We start from the raw sequence: 20,103 nt of genomic DNA, 5'->3' as shown, positions 1-20,103 counted from the left end.
GCCATATGAAAAACCCTGAAAAAAAACGTTTGGATCAACAACATACCGAAGAAAAAGATTGGTTAAAATGGGGTCCCTATTTAAGTGAACGCCAGTGGGGAACGGTACGTGAAGATTATAGTGCTGGTGGCGATGCTTGGAACTACCTACCACATGACCATGCAAGAAGTCGCGCTTTTCGTTGGGGAGAAGATGGTATAGCTGGTATTAGTGATCGCTATTGCAATATGTGTTTTAGTATTGGTTTATGGAACGGTAAAGACCCGATTATAAAAGAGCGTCTTTTTGGTTTAACAGGACCGCAGGGTAATCATGGGGAAGATGTAAAAGAGCTGTATTATTATTTAGAGAATACACCCTCTCACTCGTACATGAAGTATTTGTACAAGTATTCTCAGAAAGCATACCCGTACAATCAATTGATTGACGAGAACCAAAAGCGCAATCGTAGAGAGCTTGAATTCGAGTTACTGGATACCGGTATTTTCGATGATAACACTTATTTTGATGTCAGCACCGAATATGCAAAAGGTGATGAAACAGATATTCTTATAAAAATTACCATTACCAATAGGCATTCAAAACCGGCACCTATCACTTTATTACCACAAATGGTAATGCGTAATCACTGGACATTTAAAGAAATGTCTAGAAAGCCCGTTATCACTCAAAAAGGAACAAAATCGAATCCTTACGTAAACATTGACCACTCGTATGTAGGCAATTATAATCTCTATTTTCAAAAGGCAGCGCAGTTATTCTTTACAGAGAATGAAACCAACAAAGAGACCATTTATAAAGAGAAAAACGACCATCCCTTTAAAAAAGATGTGTTCAATAATGCTGTCTGCAACAATGACTTTGAGTTAGCGACAAAGAATAATTCAGGAACAAAATTTGCACCGCTATATCAAGTTATTTTAGATGGTGGCGAATCAAAAACATTTCAACTTCGTTTAACCGAAGAAACACTTGAAGCACCTTTTGCCGACTTCGATTCTATATTTAAAAAGAGACAAAAAGAGTGCGCTCAATTCTATGATGAAATAGCCCCAAAGGCAAGCGAAGACAGAAAGGCGATTTTAAAACAAGCCTTTGCCGGTTTACTGTGGACGAAGCAATATTATAACTACGAAGTTGAGAAATGGTTAGAAGGTGATTACAAAACCATACCCCCATCACAAGAGCGTAAAAATGGCAGAAACAGCCAATGGAAGACCTTACGAAATCATGATATCCTTTCTATGCCAGATGCTTGGGAATACCCTTGGTATGCCGCGTGGGATTCTGCATTTCACTGTGCATCGTTCGCCTCCATTGATCCAGAATTTGCGAAAGACCAACTACTATTGTTCACCAAAGAATGGTACATGGCACCTAACGGGCAAATACCTGCGTACGAATGGAATTTTAGTGATGTAAATCCGCCAGTACAGGCATGGGCAACCTTACAGATTTACGGCACCGATAAATCTATTACCGGCGTACCGGATATTAAGTTCCTAAAACGAATGTTCAATAAACTGAATTTGAACTTCAACTGGTGGGTGAATCGTTTAGATAGAAATGACAACAATGTTTTTCAGGGCGGATTCTTAGGTTTGGATAATATTGGAGTATTTGACCGTAGCCATGGTGTACCCGGTGGTGGTTCTTTAGACCAAGTAGATGGTACTGCATGGATGGCAATGTACAGTCTAAACATGTTAGAAATCAGTCTACGTATTGCAGAACATGACGATTCGTATGAAGATATGGCAACCAAATATTTCGGCCATTTTATATTCATAGCCGAGGCATTGAACAAAATGGATACCGATAAGGCAAACACTTGGGACGATGTTGAAGGTTTCTTCTATGACCGCTTAACACTACCTGACGGACAATCGACCACCATAAAAGTGCGATCTATTGCCGGTATGTTGTCATTGGCTGCGGTACTTACAATCAAGAAAAGTGTATTGGATAAATTCCCGAAATTTAAGGCAAGTGTTCTTTGGTTTAAAAAGTACCGTGCAGAGAATTTAAAATATGAAGTGATACAGCAGTATGAAGAAAATGGTGATTTACTTCTATCATTAGTACCAAAAGACAGAATGCAAAAATTAGTTGCTGCACTCTTAGATGAGAAAGAATTTTTGAGTGAATATGGCATTCGATCATTATCTAAAATACATGAGAAAGCATATCAAATTCATATAGATGGTATAGATTACTCCATTGATTATGAACCTGCAGAATCTACCGTTTCTTTATTTGGTGGTAATTCTAATTGGCGTGGACCTATTTGGATGCCAATGAACTATTTATTCATTCAGGCATTACGTGAGTACCAGTGGTATGACGGCAATGATTTTCTTTTTGAATACCCTACGGGAAGTTCTAAATTGTTGAACCTGAAACAAGTTAGTGATGAATTGAGCAAACGCTTGATCCACATGTTCGAGAAAGATGAAAAGGGCAATAGAGCCATCAATAAGAACTACGAAAAATATTACCAAGACCCTCATTTTAAGGACTTGATTTTATTCTACGAGTATTTTCACGGCGAAAATGGTCGCGGTTTGGGAGCATCTCACCAAACAGGTTGGACCGCTTTAGTAGCCAACCTTATTGAGCAATTAGAAGATGAAAGCTAGTATTCTAAAAAACCATAAATAAAACAGTCAATAAGTGTTGTGATTTAATAGTTAATCTGAACTGACGCAAGAATTAAAATAAAAAGCGAGGTGTAAAAACACCTCGCTTTTTGTTCGTTTATATACGAGTTTATGTTTAACTATTTTGTTCTAGCTCCATAATTAAATTTGCAATTAAGGCAGTCCACCCTGTTTGATGAGATGCACCTAACCCTTTACCGGAATCACCATCAAAAAATTCATAAAAGAAATGCTCTTTTTTAAAGTGCTCATTTTTAGTGAATACATGATTAGCATCTTCTGAATGGTACACAAACTTACCATCTTCATTAGGCTCAAACAATTTAATCAATCTTTTAGAAATCTCATTTGCAATTTCATTCAAGTTTAATTTTACCCCGGAGCCTGTTGGAAATTCATATACATATTGTTTACCGTAGTATGAGTAATATTTACGAAGCGATTGTACGATCATATAATTTAAAGGCAGCCAAATTGGTCCACGCCAGTTAGAGTTACCTCCAAACATGTTAGATTGACTTTCCCCAGATTCATACGAAATGTGATGATGCCCGTTATGTTGAAAAACATACGGATGTTCTTCATGATATTTTGAAAGTGAGCGAATACCGTAATCGGACAAGAACTCTTTTTCATCAAGTAGACGGAATAACAGTTTCTCTAATCGAAATCCACGCATGATTGAAAAGAGGTAATTACCATCGGAATTAAACTCTTCAATATTTGAAATCAATGAAGCCAAATCTGGTCTAGTACGTACAATTTCTGCCGCTCTAACTTTGAAATTCATTAATTCATCAAACAAATCTTTATGAATGATTTCAACAGCGAACATGGGTATGATACCAACTAATGATCTTACTTTTAATCGGTCTGTATTTCCATTAGACATTTCTACCACATCATAATAGAAATTATCTTCATCATCCCAAAGTGAAATATCCTTTTGACCAATGTGGTGCATTGCCCATGCAATGTTCAAGAAATGTCTAAAGAACTTAGCTACACTATCCTCATAGTTTGGATTAATGGTTGCCATCTCTAGCGACATACGCAGCATGTTTAAAGTAAACATAGCCATCCAACTTGTAGCATCTGCCTGCTGCATACGTGTAATACCTTCAGGCATGTGGTTTCTATCGAATACACCAATATTATCCAAACCTAGGAAACCGCCTTCAAAAAGGTTGGTTCCGCTTTTATCCTTTTGGTTGACCCACCATGTAAAGTTGACCAATAGCTTTTGATACGCCTTCTCTAAAAAATTAAAATCTCCTTTACCGTTTCGCTTTTTGTCTTTTTCATAAACGGTCCACACCGCCCATGAATGCACAGGAGGGTTTACATCACTAAAATTCCATTCGTAGGCGGGAATTTGTCCATTAGGGTGCATATAGCTTTCCTTAAGCACCAAAAGCAATTGTTCTTTTGCGAAATAGGGATCTATTTCTACGAAAGATGCCATATGAAATGCAAGATCCCAAGCGGCATACCAAGGGTATTCCCATTTATCCGGCATTGAAATTACATGCCTATTGGTCAAATGTTCCCAATGCTTATTCCTAGAATCTGTTCTATATGGCTTGGCTTCACCAGGTCCGCCAAATAACCATTTATATACATCATAGTAGTAGAACTGCTTTGTCCAAAGTAAACCTGAAAAAGCTTTCCTAGCAATCTCTTGTTGCTGAACGGGAAGTTCTTTTTTTAAGATATCTCCATAAAATTCTTCACACTCTTGAATTCGCTTTTCAAAAATAGCATCATAATTGCTCCAAGGGTCATCCAATTTTTTCTTACTAAGACGTACCTTAATTGTTTTTTCTTCTCCAGATTTTAAACGGAGTTTATGCCAAACTGCAAATTTTGATCCTTTCTTATCTGGGTTAACCGTAGGTTGACCATCTATAACATGATCGTTTATACCATCTTTTACATATTCAACTTCATTAGGAACACCGTAAATACGTTGGTTATTGGTTTCGTTCTCACAAAATAGTTGATCTCCTTCTTCGTGATAAAAATAGTAACGACCATTTCGTGTACTACGAGACTGTACAGCACCCTTTGAAATAGCTTTCATCTCTGGTCTTTCAAATCTTTGATTGTGTTTCCAGAAATTACGAAACCATAAATGTGGTAATACATGAATATTTGCAGCTCTGGGCCCTCTATTGATTACCGTAACTTTCATTAAAATATCACCAACATCTTCTTTGGCATATTCAATAAAACAGTCGAAATATGTATTATTGGCAAAAGCTTTGGTATCTAATATCTCAAATTCAGCTTCTTCACGACTTCTACTTTTATTCTTTCTTACCAGTTCTGTATATGGAAACTTTTTATGAGGGTATTTGTATAAATACTTAGCGTAAGAGTGCGTAGGCGTTGACACCTGATGAAAATAAAGCTCCTTTACATCTTCGCCATGGTTACCCTCATCATTGGTAAGACCGAATAAGCGTTCTTTTAAAATTGCATCTTTTCCGTTCCAAAAGGCCGGAGCCATACACAAAATTTCTCTAGAATCGCAAAAACCGCCAATACCTTCTTCTCCCCATCTATAGGCATTACTACGTGCCTTGTCATGACCAACAAAACTCCAAGCATGCCCTTGCGGACTATAATCTTCCCTTACCGTACCCCATTGACGCTCTGCCAAATAAGGACCCCATCTTTTCCAATTTTTATAATTATCCTCAACGGCTAATCTTTCTTCCTCAGCATTTTTATGGACCATAAAGTCTTTTTCTGTTATAATAATTTTTATCAACCTCAACCACCTAAGGGCAATATAAAAAGTTCAATAAATTTTGCGTCCTTTTAATAGACGTTATAATAAAAATAGTATTTGTTCTACTATAAGAAGGATTAACGTATTGATGAAGTGATTAGTATTACCTAATCCCAACAAATAAGACATATAAATCGATAACTTGTTAAAATTAACCCAGTTATAATAGTAACCTCACAACTAAGTATTTTAAACTCTAAGAAAAAATCTATTCCAAACGCCAAGGCGGATTCAATCTATTCTTACCGCCATAAAACAAAATCAATTGATTACCATCTAAATCCTTCAATCTAGCTTCTCTCCATAACCATTTTTCATCAACGGGCTCTTGGTCAAATTTAACTCCTTTATTTTTAAGCAGTTCTACTTTTTCATCAAGATTATCGCATTCAAAATAGACATACACCCCAGTTCCTTGAGGTAATTTATCTACCAAGTGAATAGAAAACGTAGAGTTTCCATCAGGGCACTCAAATCTTGCATAGTTAGGAAGTGATTTTACAATGAGTTGTAATCCCAATTTTTCATAGAAAGCTATGGCATTCTCCACATTTAAAGAGGGAACAGTAATTTGATTTAAGTTCATGATTGCAATATAGAATTATCATTTAACACCTAAAGTATTAAAAATTCTCTTTTACCAATTCCATATTAACAACCGCACCAACCATGGTACCCGATGCTACGGAATTAGCCAACGACCTCATTTTTATACAATTATCACCACAAGCAAATACGTTTTCAATAGTAGTTCTATACATGTCATCTACCTTAATAAAACCCTCTTCATTTAATTCGCAGTCTAACAAATTTGAAATATTACTATGTTGAACAAAAGGCAATGCGGCATAAATAGCATCTATAACCTCTTTACTTCCGTCATCGAAAATGATTGCTTTAACGTTCCCGTCATTGTGCTCTACCTCAACAATTTTTTTATCAATAACACTTATGCGGTTATGCTCTAGTTTACTCCATTCTTCTTTAGAAAAAGAAGCGGGTTCATTGGTTAAAACATGAAGGTTTTTGGTAAGGTTCCCAACCATTGATGCCAAATGATAAGCACGCTCACCATTGGCGATTATACCTGTTTTCTTATTCCTAATCTCATATCCATGACAATATGGACAGTGAACCACAGAGATACCCCAACATGCGGCGAAGCCCTTAATATTGGGCATTATATCTTTAATACCAGTAGCTAAAATGAGTTTTTTAGCACTATATGTAATTCCTGATTTTGTACTTACCGAAAAGCTAGTTTCATTATTAATTGCGTGTATAGCTTCATCTTCTACAAAGTTTACGGTTTTATATTCTAAAACTTGAGATTTAGCAATACTACTAATTTCACTAGGTGTCTTACCGTCTTGGGTTAGAAAATTATGTGAATGTGGTGTTTGTCTATTACAAGGCTTACCACTATCAATTATCAATACTTTTCTTAATGATCTGCCCAAGGACATTGCCGCTGCTAAACCAGCGTAACTACCACCTATTATGATTACGTCAAAATTATTTATTGCCTGCATATTCTTGTATTAAAAATGGATTAAAAAGAAATAGCACACTTTATTTAAAAACTAAAATGAGCTATATTTTGATTGCTTTACATTAATTATTGCAACTTAGTTGCAATAATATTACATTTTCATGAAAAGAAGAATAAAGCAGTCAAACATCTTATGATTTTAATTATGAAATCACCTCTTTATAATAACTCAAATGACCATCTTAAAAGCCAATGATAGCAGTTTAAAACACCAAAGACTATCGTGGTAAATCATATAAAAAAAACCGAAAGAAGTAAGTTTAACTCCGTTTTTTCTAGACACTAGCCTATTTTAGCTTCTGTCTTTTTGTAAACTAACTCAAGAATAAAACAGAACGCTATAATACCCAAAGCAGTAATTACCCCAACTCTATTATCAGAAAACTGCTGAACAATCAAAGTAACGAATGCCAACAAACATAGTATACAAGCAAATAAATGCACATAACTTTTAGAATCCAGTTCCTTATGTTTTTTGAATCCTATATAATTTACAATGCAAAAAATCAATAAGAATCCTGCACTGCCTGCCGTAGATATACTTTGAAGATTAAAGGAGTTGACCAAGGCAATAGAAAGTATTGCAGTTATTAAAAATCCAACAGGTTTACCCCAAAACATATGGCAAAAATATTTGGGTAATTCATCATCTTCAGCAATATCATAATTTACCCTACCACTACCTAAAACAGTTGCATTAATAGCAGAGAAAGTAGAAATCAGTGCGGTAATGGTTATAATTGTAAAGCCAATTTGTCCAAGCGTAGGCTCTGCCGCCTTTGCCAACACGTAATCTTCGGCATTGGCAATTTGATCAAACGGTAAAGCCCCAACGGTTACAATTGCAATTAAGATATATAATAAGATTACGAAGCCTACGGCGCCAAAATATGCTTTTTCGGTATTCTTTTCTCTGTCTCTTAGATCCGATATAGAATTAGCAATTAACTCGAATCCTTCATAAGCAACAAAAATGACCATACCACCAGAAAGAATTAATAAGGGACTTTCCCAATTACTCGGAGACAATTGTTTTAAGTTTTCTGGATGGACGGATAAACCATAAAAACCGATACCTATAAACGCTATTAAAATGGATAATTTAATAATGACCGCCAATGACTCAATTTCACTAACCAGTTTAACACTCAGATAATTGATCAATAAGGCAATCAGTAAAATAGCGGTCTGAAATATGCGTGTATCTATTTCTTTTGACCCTGAAAGCGAGATTAGTTCACTAGCATACGACCCAAATGCCGATGCATATAATGCAAGCATAACAATATAGCTGACCCATAATAGATTGTTGATACCACCGGCAAAAATACCGCTACCAAATTGTTGATGTACAAATTTTACCGTTCCACCATTTTCAGGATATTTCTTTGAAAGCTTGGCATATGAATAAGCCGTTAACATAGCAATGATACCTGCCCAAAGAAATGCAACAGGTGTTGCTCCTTTTGCCAAAGAAACCGCAAGACCAAGAACGGCAAAAATACCACCACCGACCATACCGCCTATACCTATAGAGATTGCATCTTTGAGTCCTATTTTCTTTTCTACACCCATCCTCTTTACCTATTATTTTTAAATACGTTCATCACTTTCCAACATAGCATATTCAAAACTATCTGACCATCCTTTTTTTAAGGGAAGTATTTGTCTTCTAAGCCCTTCTTTCTTCATTCCTACTTTTTCTAGCACTCTGGCAGAGGCTATATTATCTACCGCACAACCTGCTTCTATACGATGAAGATTAAGCACATTAAATCCGTAATCCAATATTTCTCTAACCATTTCAGTAGCAAGACCTTTATTCCAAAAATCAATATGTAGTTTATACCATATTTCTGCTCGTCTATATTTCTTAGAACCTAACCGTAAACCCAATAAACCAACAAACTCATTATTCACTTTATGTTTTATAGCTAAAGTATAATTACGTATTTCACTTGCATTATTCGCTTTGATCCATGGTTCTATAATCCTTTTTGTTTCCTCTAAACTTTCTGGAATGCCTAGCGTATTGAATTCATCCGTTTCCGGTATGGAATGTAAGCGATGAATATCCTTTACATCTACCATTTCAATTAGCCTTAATTCTAATCGATCGGTCTGAAGTATAAATTTTTCCATGCCATATGAATTCTTAGTAGTTTTTTAAAAATACCTTTTTTCTTAGAATCATGCATACAACTAAAACACATGAATTCAACTTTCCAATATAAAAAAGCAGGAAAGAAGTGCTAAGCGATTTATGAAATCGCCATTATCACAAATATTACAAATGAAAAATTTAGTTGACCGGTAAATAAATTACGAATGTAGACCCCTTGTCTTTTTTACCTATGGCATGAATATGCCCATGGTGTTTTTCTACTATCTTTTTGCAAATAGAGAGTCCGATGCCCGTACCCGAATATTCCGTTTTAGAATGTAGTCTTTGAAATACCTCAAAAATATTAGTTGCAAATTCAGGTTCAAAACCAATACCGTTATCTGCAAATGATATTTTATAATAGTATTCTGATAGCTTGCTGAAATTTTCTGTGATTTGTGAATTACGTACCTTTTTAGCGCTAATGACTATTTTAGGAGCTACATCTTTATTGCAATACTTTATAGAATTACTGATAAGATTAGTACATAGTTGCTCTATCTTAAAAGGTATGCCCTGAATTATAGGCAAATTGTCATAAGAAATAGATGTGTCAGTATCTTTAATGAGCTGTGAGAGCTCATCCTCAATTTTACTTAGAATATCACCAAGAGGAATATTTTCGAAATTTGAATTGATCTTATCGATTCTTGAATACGAAAGTAAATTCTGAATCAATTCTCGCATTCTAAAAGTACCAGATTTGATCTTGGTAAAATACTTTTTAATACCGTCAGACATTTTTTCTTCGCCCTCGTCTTCTATTCTAGAAATGAACATTTGTATTTTCCGTAACGGTTCCTGCAAATCATGACTGGCCACTCTATTAAAAGATTCCAGCTCTTCATTACTTAGCTTTAATTTCTCATAACTATCTATGAGTGCTCTGTCTTTTTCTACACGACTGGTAATATCTTGTACAATACCTACAGATACCGGTCTATTATCTATTTCAACATACTTTCCTTTTAAATCTAAATGCCTTACCCCTTTGGTCTTGGTAAAAACACGGTATGCAAAAATGGTAGAAGCCCCTTTTTCTATCTCATTTGTGCTTAAAGATTCAAAAATGGCAACATCTTCTGGGTGTACAAATTCTTTGTAAGCGTTAAAAGTTACCTCAAAGCTTTTTGGCTCGACTCCTAAAATCCTGTAAAAATTATCAGAGACAGTAGCACTACCATCATCTAAATACCAAATAAAGCTACCTACACCCGCTACATTTTCAGCCTCCTTAAAAATGGTATTCTGAAGGCTAAGATCCTCGTTCAATTTCTGAAGGTTTTTTTCCGCCTCTTTAACCTTTGTAGTGTCCCATGCGGTATTGGTTATACCGTTGGCAGATTTAACAATGGTATTGTAGATGTATTTTTTTTGTCCTTCAAAAGTATATACACTCTCATGTTCTTGGGTATTGCCGGTAACATAACACTCCTGCATTAATGAAAATAACCCGTTCTCAAGAACCATAGGATACATCTCTAAAAGCGAGCCACCAATAATATCATTTTGTTCTGATCCCGTTACTTTTTCAATGGCATTAGAGGTGTACCTAAATTGAAAATCGGTTATATTTTTATCTGTATCCAAAACAGGCTCAAAATGACTGATAACATTGTTAGAACTTTTATATACACCTTTTAAAAACTCTTCTGTCTCCTGTAATTTTTTATTCTGAAGATAGACCTGGCTATTTACTTCTTGTATTTCGCCCTTCTGTTTGTATATACTGATAAAGCCAATTAAAAAAATACCCAATGCCGTTAGGGCTACCAACAAAGATGACATGGGCGTTAAGAAAGATTGCGAAGTATATTCCTCTTTTCGTGCAACCATTAAGTAGTTCTCTTCTGCCAACATCCTATCTTTTATAACCTGGGCTTCAGTTACTATTCTAGATATACGTTCCTTACTTTGAAACGATAAATCAGTAAAATTAATCACCACACTGTCTTTTACAAAAAGGCTGTCATCTTCAACAGAGCTATTTACAACAATAGTAGTATCTATTTCATTCTTAATTCTATCATGCAGCAATTGTAAAGCCTTTACGCGTTCTTGCTGTGCCTCATTATCTTGGGTAAGTGTTTTTAACCTATCTAACGACTGCCCCATTTCAGTTATCACTATAGATGAAAGATCAGTCTCTTGTTGCTCAAAAAGTTTTTTAAGCTGAATTGCCTCTACCTCTAAAAATTTAGAAGAAAGCTCTACAATAGTACGCTGCACCTCAAGTGTGTGAGAAACTAAATCACCAGTTTTATGAAGCCTATTAACTTGCTTGTAACCTACACTAACAGTATACAATAGCAAGGCTATTGCCAAAACAAGTAAAATAATATAGGTTTTTACCGAACCGATTAGGGCTTTTAATTTCATCATGATCTCACTAGAAAAAAGACTTTTCATTTATAGTAACAAGTTAAAAGGGGGTATTACCGATCATTAAGATTTCAAGCAATGAATATACCTTATTTTAAGATGATGATATTGAAAAATGTATACAAATATGAAGTTGGCTTTTTTAGTTATAAAGTCCGAATAAAATTATTGGATAAAACACGATTAGCATATGTATCATTGAGAATCAAAATAAAATAATTAAATTTTCTTTTTCTACATAGAAAAATAAACCCCATCTCGTACGATAACGATATGGGGTTTAAAATAAATTTAAAAATCCGACTAGTTTGTAACACAATCATTCGCTAATCACTCAAGTACTTTTCAAAGCGTTTGCTCTCGCTAGCTGAATTTAGGCGCTTCATCCATTGTAGTAAATTCTCATTAGACTCAGAAGTATCAGAAATACTGAACATCAACAAAATCTCTCTACCTAGTTCTTTTTGAAAGAATTTTTCTAATCGAAGTTTTTCTAAAACTTGAGTACAAGTTTCAAATAAAGAATTTCTAAAAGATTCAAAATCTAATTCATCATTATTAATTGCTTCGCAAAGCGTTTTACATATATCATTGAACTCATTATTTGCCCCACCGGATGCAAACCACTCTGCAGGCTCAAACTCATATGTTTCTTTATACTCGGCATCTTCTGACTGCATCTTTTCTAGATGCTCATTAGTATTTATATAGGGCACTACTGTCATTGCACCATCATCACTAACCAATGAAAAAGCACAAATATCTGTACCATATTTCTCAACGTTTTCTTTGAAAGCTAATTTTGTAGCAATTTCAATTTCGCTTTTTAAATCCTCAAAATATATAGTAGTACTCATACTTGTATTAGTTGTGCGAACAAAGAATTTAGCTCACTTATTAATCCAGTAATTTTTCTTCTCTCATTATTTTTAATGCCTTCTCAGTCTCTTGCGATCCATTATTCCATGATCCTGGCAGCATGATCAATCGCTTCTTCATTTTTTGATTTTCATCTTCAAAAACTAAGATAAATCTCGCGCGTGTTAGTCCAAATATTGCTTTTTTAAATTTGACACTTTTAATCTTATTCCTTTCAATACTTGGTGTTGCTGAATTATTTAAGCTATTTAGTATTCCATAAACTAAATAGAGACCAAATAATCCGAATAACACAGTACTAAAAGTTTCTCCTCTTTGAAAACCATCATACGCTGAATAAAATAGAAATGCAGAAATACCCCCATAAACTAACAATACTCGGGTTATGCTTTTACCAACTACCACTTTTGAAATGTTTCCAATTACACCATCTCTAGTTAGTATAATACTATCGGTTAAAATATGGCAAAAACCCGTTTTAGTTTTAAATTTCTTTTCTTCGCCGTTCACTGTTTTAATTATAAGTAGAAATTACTTTTTAAGACAAATTTTTCAAAGCCTGAATAATCTCTTCAGGTTCTGAACGTGTTCTGTAATCAACATTTACATAGCTCCATTTTACAACGCCATCCTTTCCTAAAATAAATGTTGCGGGTATTGGCAGTACACTTCCATTCCCATTATTAATGGCTTCCAAATCTAAATTACGATCTACGCGCATGTGATCTAATAAAAACTCCGGCACCTCCCAAGCAACCCCATATTCAGAAGCTACTTTAGCATTTTGATCGGACAAAACGATAAAATCCATCTCACTGATTTCACTTTTTGTCAATGACCCGTCTGGTACTTGCGGACTTATAGCAACCAACGTAGCACCTAATGCATGTATTTCACTTAATCTTGCTTGTAAAGCTCTCAGTTGCAAGTTGCAATACGGACACCAATCGCCACGATAAAATGTCACCACAACAGCACCTTTCTCAAGTAAACCTTCTAGTGAAATTAATTCATTCTCAGCGTTTGGAAGCTTGAAAATTGGAGCTTTTTGCCCAACCTTTACTGCTTTTGCTCCTTTTTCAAAAGCTTTTGCTTCCTCAATCACCTCATCAACGCCTTTCATGAATTCCGGTTTAGCCAATCTGCCAGAAGCAATTTTAGCATCGGTTTGTTCTTTTAAGCTTTTCATTATTTCAATTTCTTTAGTATAGCCCGTAAAGTTATTAAGAGTAAAGGTGAGCAAAGAATATTTCTCATCAATTTAACACTGTGAAGAAAACTTGATAGTCTTGTTTTTCTACTAAGTTGATTACAGGAAGACTTGAGAATTTAAATACATAATTTAATTTCTTGAATGAAGCCCTATAGTATTTCCGTCCCTATCCAATAAAATAGAGATAAAGCCAAATTCTCCAATAGACATTTTTGACCTTATAACTTTTCCACCAGCCTTTTCAACCAGGTTTTCTTCAGTTGTACAATCTTCAGATTCAAAGTATACAATTGTGTTATTGCCATTAGACGCAAAATCTTCCTTTTCTACTAAGGCACCAGTAATATTCAATCCTTTTGAATCAAAGGGGAAACCAGCTTGTTTCCCAAATTCAATAGGAAAATCAACAAGTTTAATACTAAAAACAGTTTCATAGAACTCTTTTGCTTTGTTTAAGTTTGATACATTGATGTCGAACCAGTTTACAAGATTTACGTTTTTCATAATATTTGCTATATAATTTTATTGCTTTATCGCAATGCAAATATGGTATGAGTATAAACTTTAAAATTGTAAAAATGGGACAAAGCTAATCTTCTCTATCAAAAATCAGAGACATTTTTAAATCGTCACCGTAGAATTCTTTTGGAGTCAGTCCTGTAAATTCTTTAAAATCTTTTATAAAATGTGCTTGATCAAAGTATTCATTCTCATAAGCCAAATCTGTAAGGCTAGAAACTTCTGTTGTAAGCAGTGTTTTTAGTGTATTCTGAATTCTTACAGTTTTTATAAGCTGTTTTGGGCTTAGACCTATCGTTGAAGAAAATTTTCGTGTTAATTGTCTACGATTAATATTATTTTGCACTGATAGTTCATTCACAGAAAATTGTCCGTTAGCTTTAATAATAGTATCTATCGTTGATTTTACAATAGTGTCAATTACATTTTTATCGCTTAATCTTTCAAGTAAAAAAGTTTCAATTAATGCTATCCTCTCTGAGGTAGTATTAGCATTTAAAATTTGATTTCTAATTTTCACTCCTTCCCTTCCAAATAACTCCTGTATGGGTACCGCTGTATTTTGAATATCTTTTATTGAAATACTAGAAAAAGGTAAAAAACCGTTAGGCTGAAATCTAACTACAAATGAACCCGTAATACCCAACGGTTCTACAACGTATGGTTTTGTCAATTGCCCAATTAAAAAACATTTTGGAAGAATTATACTTTCTTTATTATCTGGATGATGCTTATACGTATCTCCATAATGAAAGATGAGTTTCATTGTACCATCTGGAACAATGGTATTTTTTAAAGGGGTGTTTTCAAAATCACTTTCTAAATTCCAATAGCATTTAACCCACTCTTTCAAATTCTCTTGTGGTTCAAATATTTGGTGATTCATTTAATGATTTTGTTTTGTTCTAATGTTGATTGGGTATGATGTGCATTGCATGTTAAACTCTTCGTATTACCTTGCAATGCTAAAATTGTATAGGTATGTTCAGCCAGTCTAATTTATCATTTTTTGGATTTGTGTAATTGAGATGAATAAAACCTTTTAAACTGTCAAGAATTTCTTCATTATACATACGTAGATTTAATTCTGTATTTGGTACGTTAAAAACATTTTTATTTTTTATAGTTTGAGAAAAGACAGAATCTATAAATATATTTTTCCTAATCCTCCCATCTAAAGTAGCATTATAAGCCATATATAATTTATAAGTCTCGCTGCTTTTACTACTTATCATTCTTTTTTTTGCAGGCTCATATACAAGCTCATTATTCACATAATCATACAGTTTAGGTCCAACCATGCTGTATATATTCCCTCCAGATTGACTATAAGCCATTTTGGTAAATTCAACTGCTTGAAAATTATCGTTATTGATTTCCAATGTTATAGGGAGCATCAGTAATACTCGGGTACTATCACTATAATTATTAATGATCAGAATCTTTAGCGGATCATCTTGTATTTTATATTTAGTTGATAATTTGTCATCTTGATAAACACATGATGCACAAAATAGAAGTAATAATAAATAGCCCAAATTTCTTCTCATACCTATATTCTACATAAATTGAATTAATAACCAATAAAGATTAAAAGCGTATTTCACTTTTGATAATAACGTAAATCGTTCTGAAGTATTTCGAAAATTTTATCACCCTCATAAAATTATCAATATTTAAAACGTCGGCAAGGCTGATTAGTTTAAAAAATGCTCAAAGAATCTGATTTTAGATTTTTGGAGCTTAGAATAATAATGTCTTAGGTTATAGAAGAATTTAATTATTGATTATCTCAGTTATTTGGCGTGCTATCTTTATTTTTCTAACTCTTTTTCAATTTCTTTTATAATGGTCTCTATTTCAGTCTTCACACGTCCAAATAACTTTGGTCCATTCGTTACTTTAGCCGATAGATAGTAGGCCAAAAGATAATTTTCAAATTCAGCTGATTCGAATAATTGTTTGTTATCTATCTTTTCGGAAATTGACTTGAAATCGGAATTCATAAATCCAATATCCATCACAAGTTTTCGTGTACTTCCTTTTTTATAAAAAATAGTACGTAAATTTTCTTCTGTGAAATCCATTGCATTTAACTGAATGTCTAAATAATCTAATGAACTATTAAAAGAGGCTATGTTTTGTCTTAAATTTTTATTTAAAAGGATATTGAGCTTACCTGAACTAATGATGTCTTCTAAAACTCCTGTTGCAGGTATATAGCTAATTGAACTACCGAAAATAGGGGCAAATTTTTGAGAAATTCTCTGACTACTGACTGTGTCAAGCACATTTTTATCAAATAAATTCAATAGATATTCAAGTGACTCTATACGTTGCTCATTTTCTTTAATTGAGGCATTTATTATATTCAAATTATTTTTAAATTCTGTTTGTATGGATAATAAATACTCTTTCTCTAGACTTCTTTGTTCGTTGTAATTATTGTTATTATTAATCTGTAAAGCTATTAATATACCAATAACAACAAGTATTATTTCTCCAACAGCATAAAGCAGATATTTACTGAATTTATTTTCAGCCAACATTTTTTGTCTGATTTTTCTAAAGAATTTTATCATTGATCTGGTTGGTTTTAGTGAAGCACTACACACAAATAAGTGCAATTGACCTTATAACTAAGAAAGATACAATTTTCATTCAAAGTCAACCTACATAGTTATTTGAAAATAATTCAATAATTAATTAAAAAATACACACATTAACTTAGTCTATAACTACCTTTCATTTAAGGTTATACATAAAAAAAAGCCAATATTTAAAATATCGGCTTTCTATAATTTATTAATGAAGATTCGTTGATTTTCAAAAGTCTTTTAGAAGACAAAAAAATATCTCTTAGTTCACTTTTTTTCTAATTAATTACCTCATTAAATTTCTCCCAAAAAACATTGTCAAAAGATGATAATGCAAAATTTTCTTCAGATCCCGTAGCCTCACCCATTCTTATAATTACCAAATTCTCACTAGGTACAATGTAGATGCGCTGTTCATCTTTACCTAAAGCTGCAATCATATCTGTTGGTGCATTCGGAATAAGAGATCCCGGAAATTCTGTTTGCGTAGATGGTAACATGAAGTCACTTTTTCCATTTAACCACCATAAATAGCCATAAGCCGGGTTTATATCTTGAGAAGTTGTTGTGCTTTCCAAAAAGAAATCTTCATCTACAATTTGCTCCCCATCCCAATTTCCATTTTGCGAAGCAAGTAATCCAAATCTTGCCATACTTCTTGTATTACTATGATATATGCGATAGATAAATCCGTTATTCCAGAATCCATCCATACCTATTTTAGCAGCTAATTCGGTATTAAAATAAGTTTCAAATTCAGTTTCACTGGCATCTTCGACTACATTCATTAATCGTTGAAATACGTTACCATAAGCCCAGCGTGTACCCGCATCGGCAAGCGCAACCAAATTCGCTTTGATTACCAATTGAGGTTCGTCGTCTAAACCAGAGGTCATTGTCAACAAGCTCTTTACGGTAATTAAATTTTCTTGTTCTATTGCGGCACTTGTCCACTCGGTACCAATGTAATCAGACACCTTATCATCTATATCTATTAATCCGTTTTGTTGCGCAATACCAGTGGTAGCCGTTACCAAAGTTTTCCCGGCACTATTCCACTGCCAAGTATCGTTAACCGTATGGTCGTTATAATATTCTTCTACCACAATTTTACCATCGACCAACACCATAAAAGATTTGGTATCATCGGCAATAAGAAAATCTTCTAATTCTGCAAGTTTATCTACATTCCAATTCAATTCTGAAGGTGATACACTTTCCCAGTCATTTGTATTAATAGGCGGAAAATAAGTAGCAGCTTCTGTTGGGTTTGGCTCATTTGTATCAACCGAGACGGAATCATCTGATTGACAGCTTAAAAGTATAGATAGAATACCAATATAAAATAATCTATGTATCATGGAATTTACTCTTTAGAAAGGCTTAAAATATTTAACGCACTGGAATCTAATTTGTTGCGTAAATAATTGTCTATTCTAAAGAATGTAAATGACAAAAAAAAGCCAGTATGAACACATACTGGCTTTCTTCTAGGAAAAACTAAAAATCTAAACTATTCTTCGCCTAATTCGGTGATTTTCTTCTCGTATAATTTCTTACTCTCTACAACGGCAACGTTCAATTCTTGCATGATACCGTCTACACGACCTTCAATGCTTTTCATTTGATCATTGATATTATCGAAAGAGTTAAGGGCTGCAGCCACTTCTAATGCTTTTACGACCTCAACGGCATCGCCATGCAACAACCTTAATTTTTCTATAGCCGTAGAAGTATTCGCTAATGTTGCGTTGTATTTGGTTCGTGCCTTTTCTATAGCACCCAAGAGTGTTTTTTTACTCTTTTCATCACTTAGGCTATTGGTCTGTGTCTCCATTGCCGTGAACAGATTGGAAGCTTTCTCTTTTAAGTCTTCGTACTCCTTATTCAAGTTATTAACTCTACGATCTACTTTTTCCCAATCTCCATAAACCTTGGCGAATTCCTTATCTTCATTCTTGGTATCTTCCAAAGCGCTTTTTAAAGCGTTTAGAGATTCTAGACCTTTATTTACATTTTTGTTCGCGGTCTCTTTCTTATTCTCAAAATCGTCTACTTGAGACTTGAATTTATCTTTTAAGCGAATAAGGTCTTCCGGACTTTTATCTTTCCAACAAGAAGTTAGGGTAAGTGCAATTAGGGCAACAAATAGTGTTCTTTTAAACATGTAATACTTTCTTTAGTTAATGGTAAAGCAAAGATACATATTCTTAGATGCTTTTAATTTGAAAATGAAATGGCAAGAGTTTTTACTTGTAAGTAACTAAAATGTCCGCTGCTTTTTTTAAATCAGACACTACTATTTCTGTTTTGGGCGCTAGAGGATATTCCTGTTGCCCTGGTCTACCTATAAACGCTGCTCGCCACCCTGCCCAAAGTGCTCCAGCAACATCCCAGCCATGGGCTGCGATGAGCATACATTCTTCTAGTTCCAAACCCATTTGTTTTGCTCCCCATGCGTACGTATCTGTAAAGGGTTTGAATTTTCCCGTTGGTTCTACACTTAGCATTTCATCAAAATACTCGGTCAATCCGGCATTTTCAAATTGCTTTTTTAATCCGTCTTTAGATGAATTGGTGAATGCGACTAATTTGTATCCGGCTTTTTTTAATTGTACTAGCGCTTCCTTAACCTCAAGATGCGCAGGCAAATTACCCATGGACTCAGAAATGGTTTTGCGTGCATCTGCTTCCGCGAGGTTTATATTATGATTTGCAGCTACCATTTGCAATGCGGCAGCACCAATTTGACCAAATGGCTTGTATTGGCCACTAGCCGAAGTCACTAATGAATACTGCAACATTGTTGTAAACCAAAGAGAAAGTAAATCTTCTCTTCCGCCTAATGCTTTGCCTACTTCTTTTTTAACTTTAGTAAGATCTAAAAGCGTTTCGTTGACATCAAAGAACAACACTTTAGGCCTGATAGTTTTTGAATTTTTATGTTTCGTAGTATTATCCATAACCCTAGTTGTTTTTAATTGTATTTATATTTTTTTACTAAAGATATAAGAAACAACCAATGCCACCCAAGCAATTACAGCTGCCATTTGTTCTCCATCACTTACCATAATGTGAGCAAAAAATGCTAAGGTAACCGCAAAGAAAAATGCGGCATACGCCCATTCTTTTATAATACGAAACTTAGGATTCCATATAGCAAATAACCCAATCAACTTTGCAGTAGCGTACGGATAAATTAAATATGTAGGGTAACCCAAACTCGTAAAGGCTCCTTTAATATATTCATGATTAAAAAAATACATGCCTGCAGAAAACAGTATGACCAAGGAAGAAATACCTGTAGCTACGTAATAGATTATTTTGTTCGCATTCATAA

General features: G+C 34.2%; 18 protein-coding genes. 1 reads left to right on the top strand and 17 read right to left on the bottom strand.

All coding sequences use genetic code 11. The annotated features are described in order from the left end of the window. The first annotated feature begins 5 nt into the window (after positions 1-5). Positions 6-2,639 (top strand): MGH1-like glycoside hydrolase domain-containing protein, encoded by a 2,634-nt coding sequence (locus UH1x_RS13330; RefSeq protein WP_482622211.1) that lies wholly within the window; start codon positions 6-8, stop codon positions 2,637-2,639. A 136-nt stretch (positions 2,640-2,775) separates the two neighbouring features. Here the strand turns inward: UH1x_RS13330 and UH1x_RS13325 are convergent, their stop codons facing one another. The 17 genes from UH1x_RS13325 to UH1x_RS13245 all read right to left on the bottom strand — a co-directional run bounded on the left by UH1x_RS13325 (position 2,776) and on the right by UH1x_RS13245 (position 20,101). After that, entirely contained in the window at positions 2,776-5,403 is a 2,628-nt protein-coding gene (locus UH1x_RS13325) for an MGH1-like glycoside hydrolase domain-containing protein (protein WP_482622210.1), read from the bottom strand. A 262-nt stretch (positions 5,404-5,665) separates the two neighbouring features. Then, positions 5,666-6,043, bottom strand: coding sequence for a VOC family protein (locus tag UH1x_RS13320; RefSeq protein ID WP_482622209.1), 378 nt, complete (start codon positions 6,041-6,043; stop codon positions 5,666-5,668). Positions 6,044-6,080: 37 nt separating this feature from the next. Continuing rightward, complete coding sequence (locus UH1x_RS13315; protein ID WP_482622207.1) at positions 6,081-6,989, bottom strand: NAD(P)/FAD-dependent oxidoreductase; 909 nt, start codon at positions 6,987-6,989, stop codon at positions 6,081-6,083. Positions 6,990-7,291: 302 nt separating this feature from the next. Beyond that, a complete protein-coding gene (locus tag UH1x_RS13310) occupies positions 7,292-8,584 on the bottom strand; it encodes an APC family permease (protein WP_482622205.1) in 1,293 nt (430 codons plus the stop codon). A gap of 18 nt (positions 8,585-8,602) precedes the next feature. Beyond that, a complete protein-coding gene (locus UH1x_RS13305) occupies positions 8,603-9,151 on the bottom strand; it encodes a GNAT family N-acetyltransferase (protein ID WP_482622203.1) in 549 nt (182 codons plus the stop codon). A 160-nt stretch (positions 9,152-9,311) separates the two neighbouring features. After that, on the bottom strand, positions 9,312-11,582 hold the full coding sequence (locus UH1x_RS13300) for an ATP-binding protein (RefSeq protein WP_482622201.1): 2,271 nt from the start codon (positions 11,580-11,582) through the stop codon (positions 9,312-9,314). Between the two features lie 299 nt (positions 11,583-11,881). Further along, positions 11,882-12,412, bottom strand: coding sequence for a DUF4303 domain-containing protein (locus UH1x_RS13295; protein ID WP_482622199.1), 531 nt, complete (start codon positions 12,410-12,412; stop codon positions 11,882-11,884). 40 nt (positions 12,413-12,452) lie between these two features. Further along, positions 12,453-12,944 (bottom strand): phosphoribosylaminoimidazolesuccinocarboxamide synthase, encoded by a 492-nt coding sequence (locus UH1x_RS13290; protein ID WP_482622197.1) that lies wholly within the window; start codon positions 12,942-12,944, stop codon positions 12,453-12,455. A 28-nt stretch (positions 12,945-12,972) separates the two neighbouring features. After that, entirely contained in the window at positions 12,973-13,623 is a 651-nt protein-coding gene (locus UH1x_RS13285; RefSeq protein ID WP_482622195.1) for a peroxiredoxin-like family protein, read from the bottom strand. 153 nt (positions 13,624-13,776) lie between these two features. Then, positions 13,777-14,151, bottom strand: coding sequence for a VOC family protein (locus UH1x_RS13280; RefSeq protein WP_482622193.1), 375 nt, complete (start codon positions 14,149-14,151; stop codon positions 13,777-13,779). 85 nt (positions 14,152-14,236) lie between these two features. Next, entirely contained in the window at positions 14,237-15,052 is an 816-nt protein-coding gene (locus UH1x_RS13275; RefSeq protein WP_482622191.1) for a DUF6597 domain-containing transcriptional factor, read from the bottom strand. A gap of 79 nt (positions 15,053-15,131) precedes the next feature. Beyond that, positions 15,132-15,716, bottom strand: coding sequence for a hypothetical protein (locus UH1x_RS13270; RefSeq protein WP_482622189.1), 585 nt, complete (start codon positions 15,714-15,716; stop codon positions 15,132-15,134). A gap of 264 nt (positions 15,717-15,980) precedes the next feature. After that, positions 15,981-16,748, bottom strand: a complete 768-nt coding sequence (locus UH1x_RS13265; protein WP_482622188.1) for a DUF6090 family protein — start codon at positions 16,746-16,748, stop codon at positions 15,981-15,983. Between the two features lie 293 nt (positions 16,749-17,041). Then, the gene (locus UH1x_RS13260) at positions 17,042-18,124 is read right to left on the bottom strand and encodes a serine hydrolase domain-containing protein (protein ID WP_482622186.1); all 1,083 of its coding nucleotides are present in this window, start codon (positions 18,122-18,124) and stop codon (positions 17,042-17,044) included. A gap of 152 nt (positions 18,125-18,276) precedes the next feature. Beyond that, positions 18,277-18,930 (bottom strand): hypothetical protein, encoded by a 654-nt coding sequence (locus UH1x_RS13255; protein WP_303597870.1) that lies wholly within the window; start codon positions 18,928-18,930, stop codon positions 18,277-18,279. A gap of 82 nt (positions 18,931-19,012) precedes the next feature. After that, the gene (locus tag UH1x_RS13250; RefSeq protein ID WP_482622184.1) at positions 19,013-19,726 is read right to left on the bottom strand and encodes a haloacid dehalogenase type II; all 714 of its coding nucleotides are present in this window, start codon (positions 19,724-19,726) and stop codon (positions 19,013-19,015) included. Between the two features lie 24 nt (positions 19,727-19,750). After that, positions 19,751-20,101 carry a DoxX family protein gene (locus tag UH1x_RS13245; protein ID WP_482622182.1) on the bottom strand — a complete coding sequence of 117 codons (351 nt, stop codon included), beginning with the start codon at positions 20,099-20,101 and terminating at the stop codon, positions 19,751-19,753. Between the last annotated feature and the right edge of the window lie 2 nt (positions 20,102-20,103).

Source organism: Maribacter sp. UH1 (genome assembly GCF_056839145.1).
Note: the sequence above shows the minus strand (reverse complement) of the source record. Positions and strands in the feature narration are given on the sequence as shown.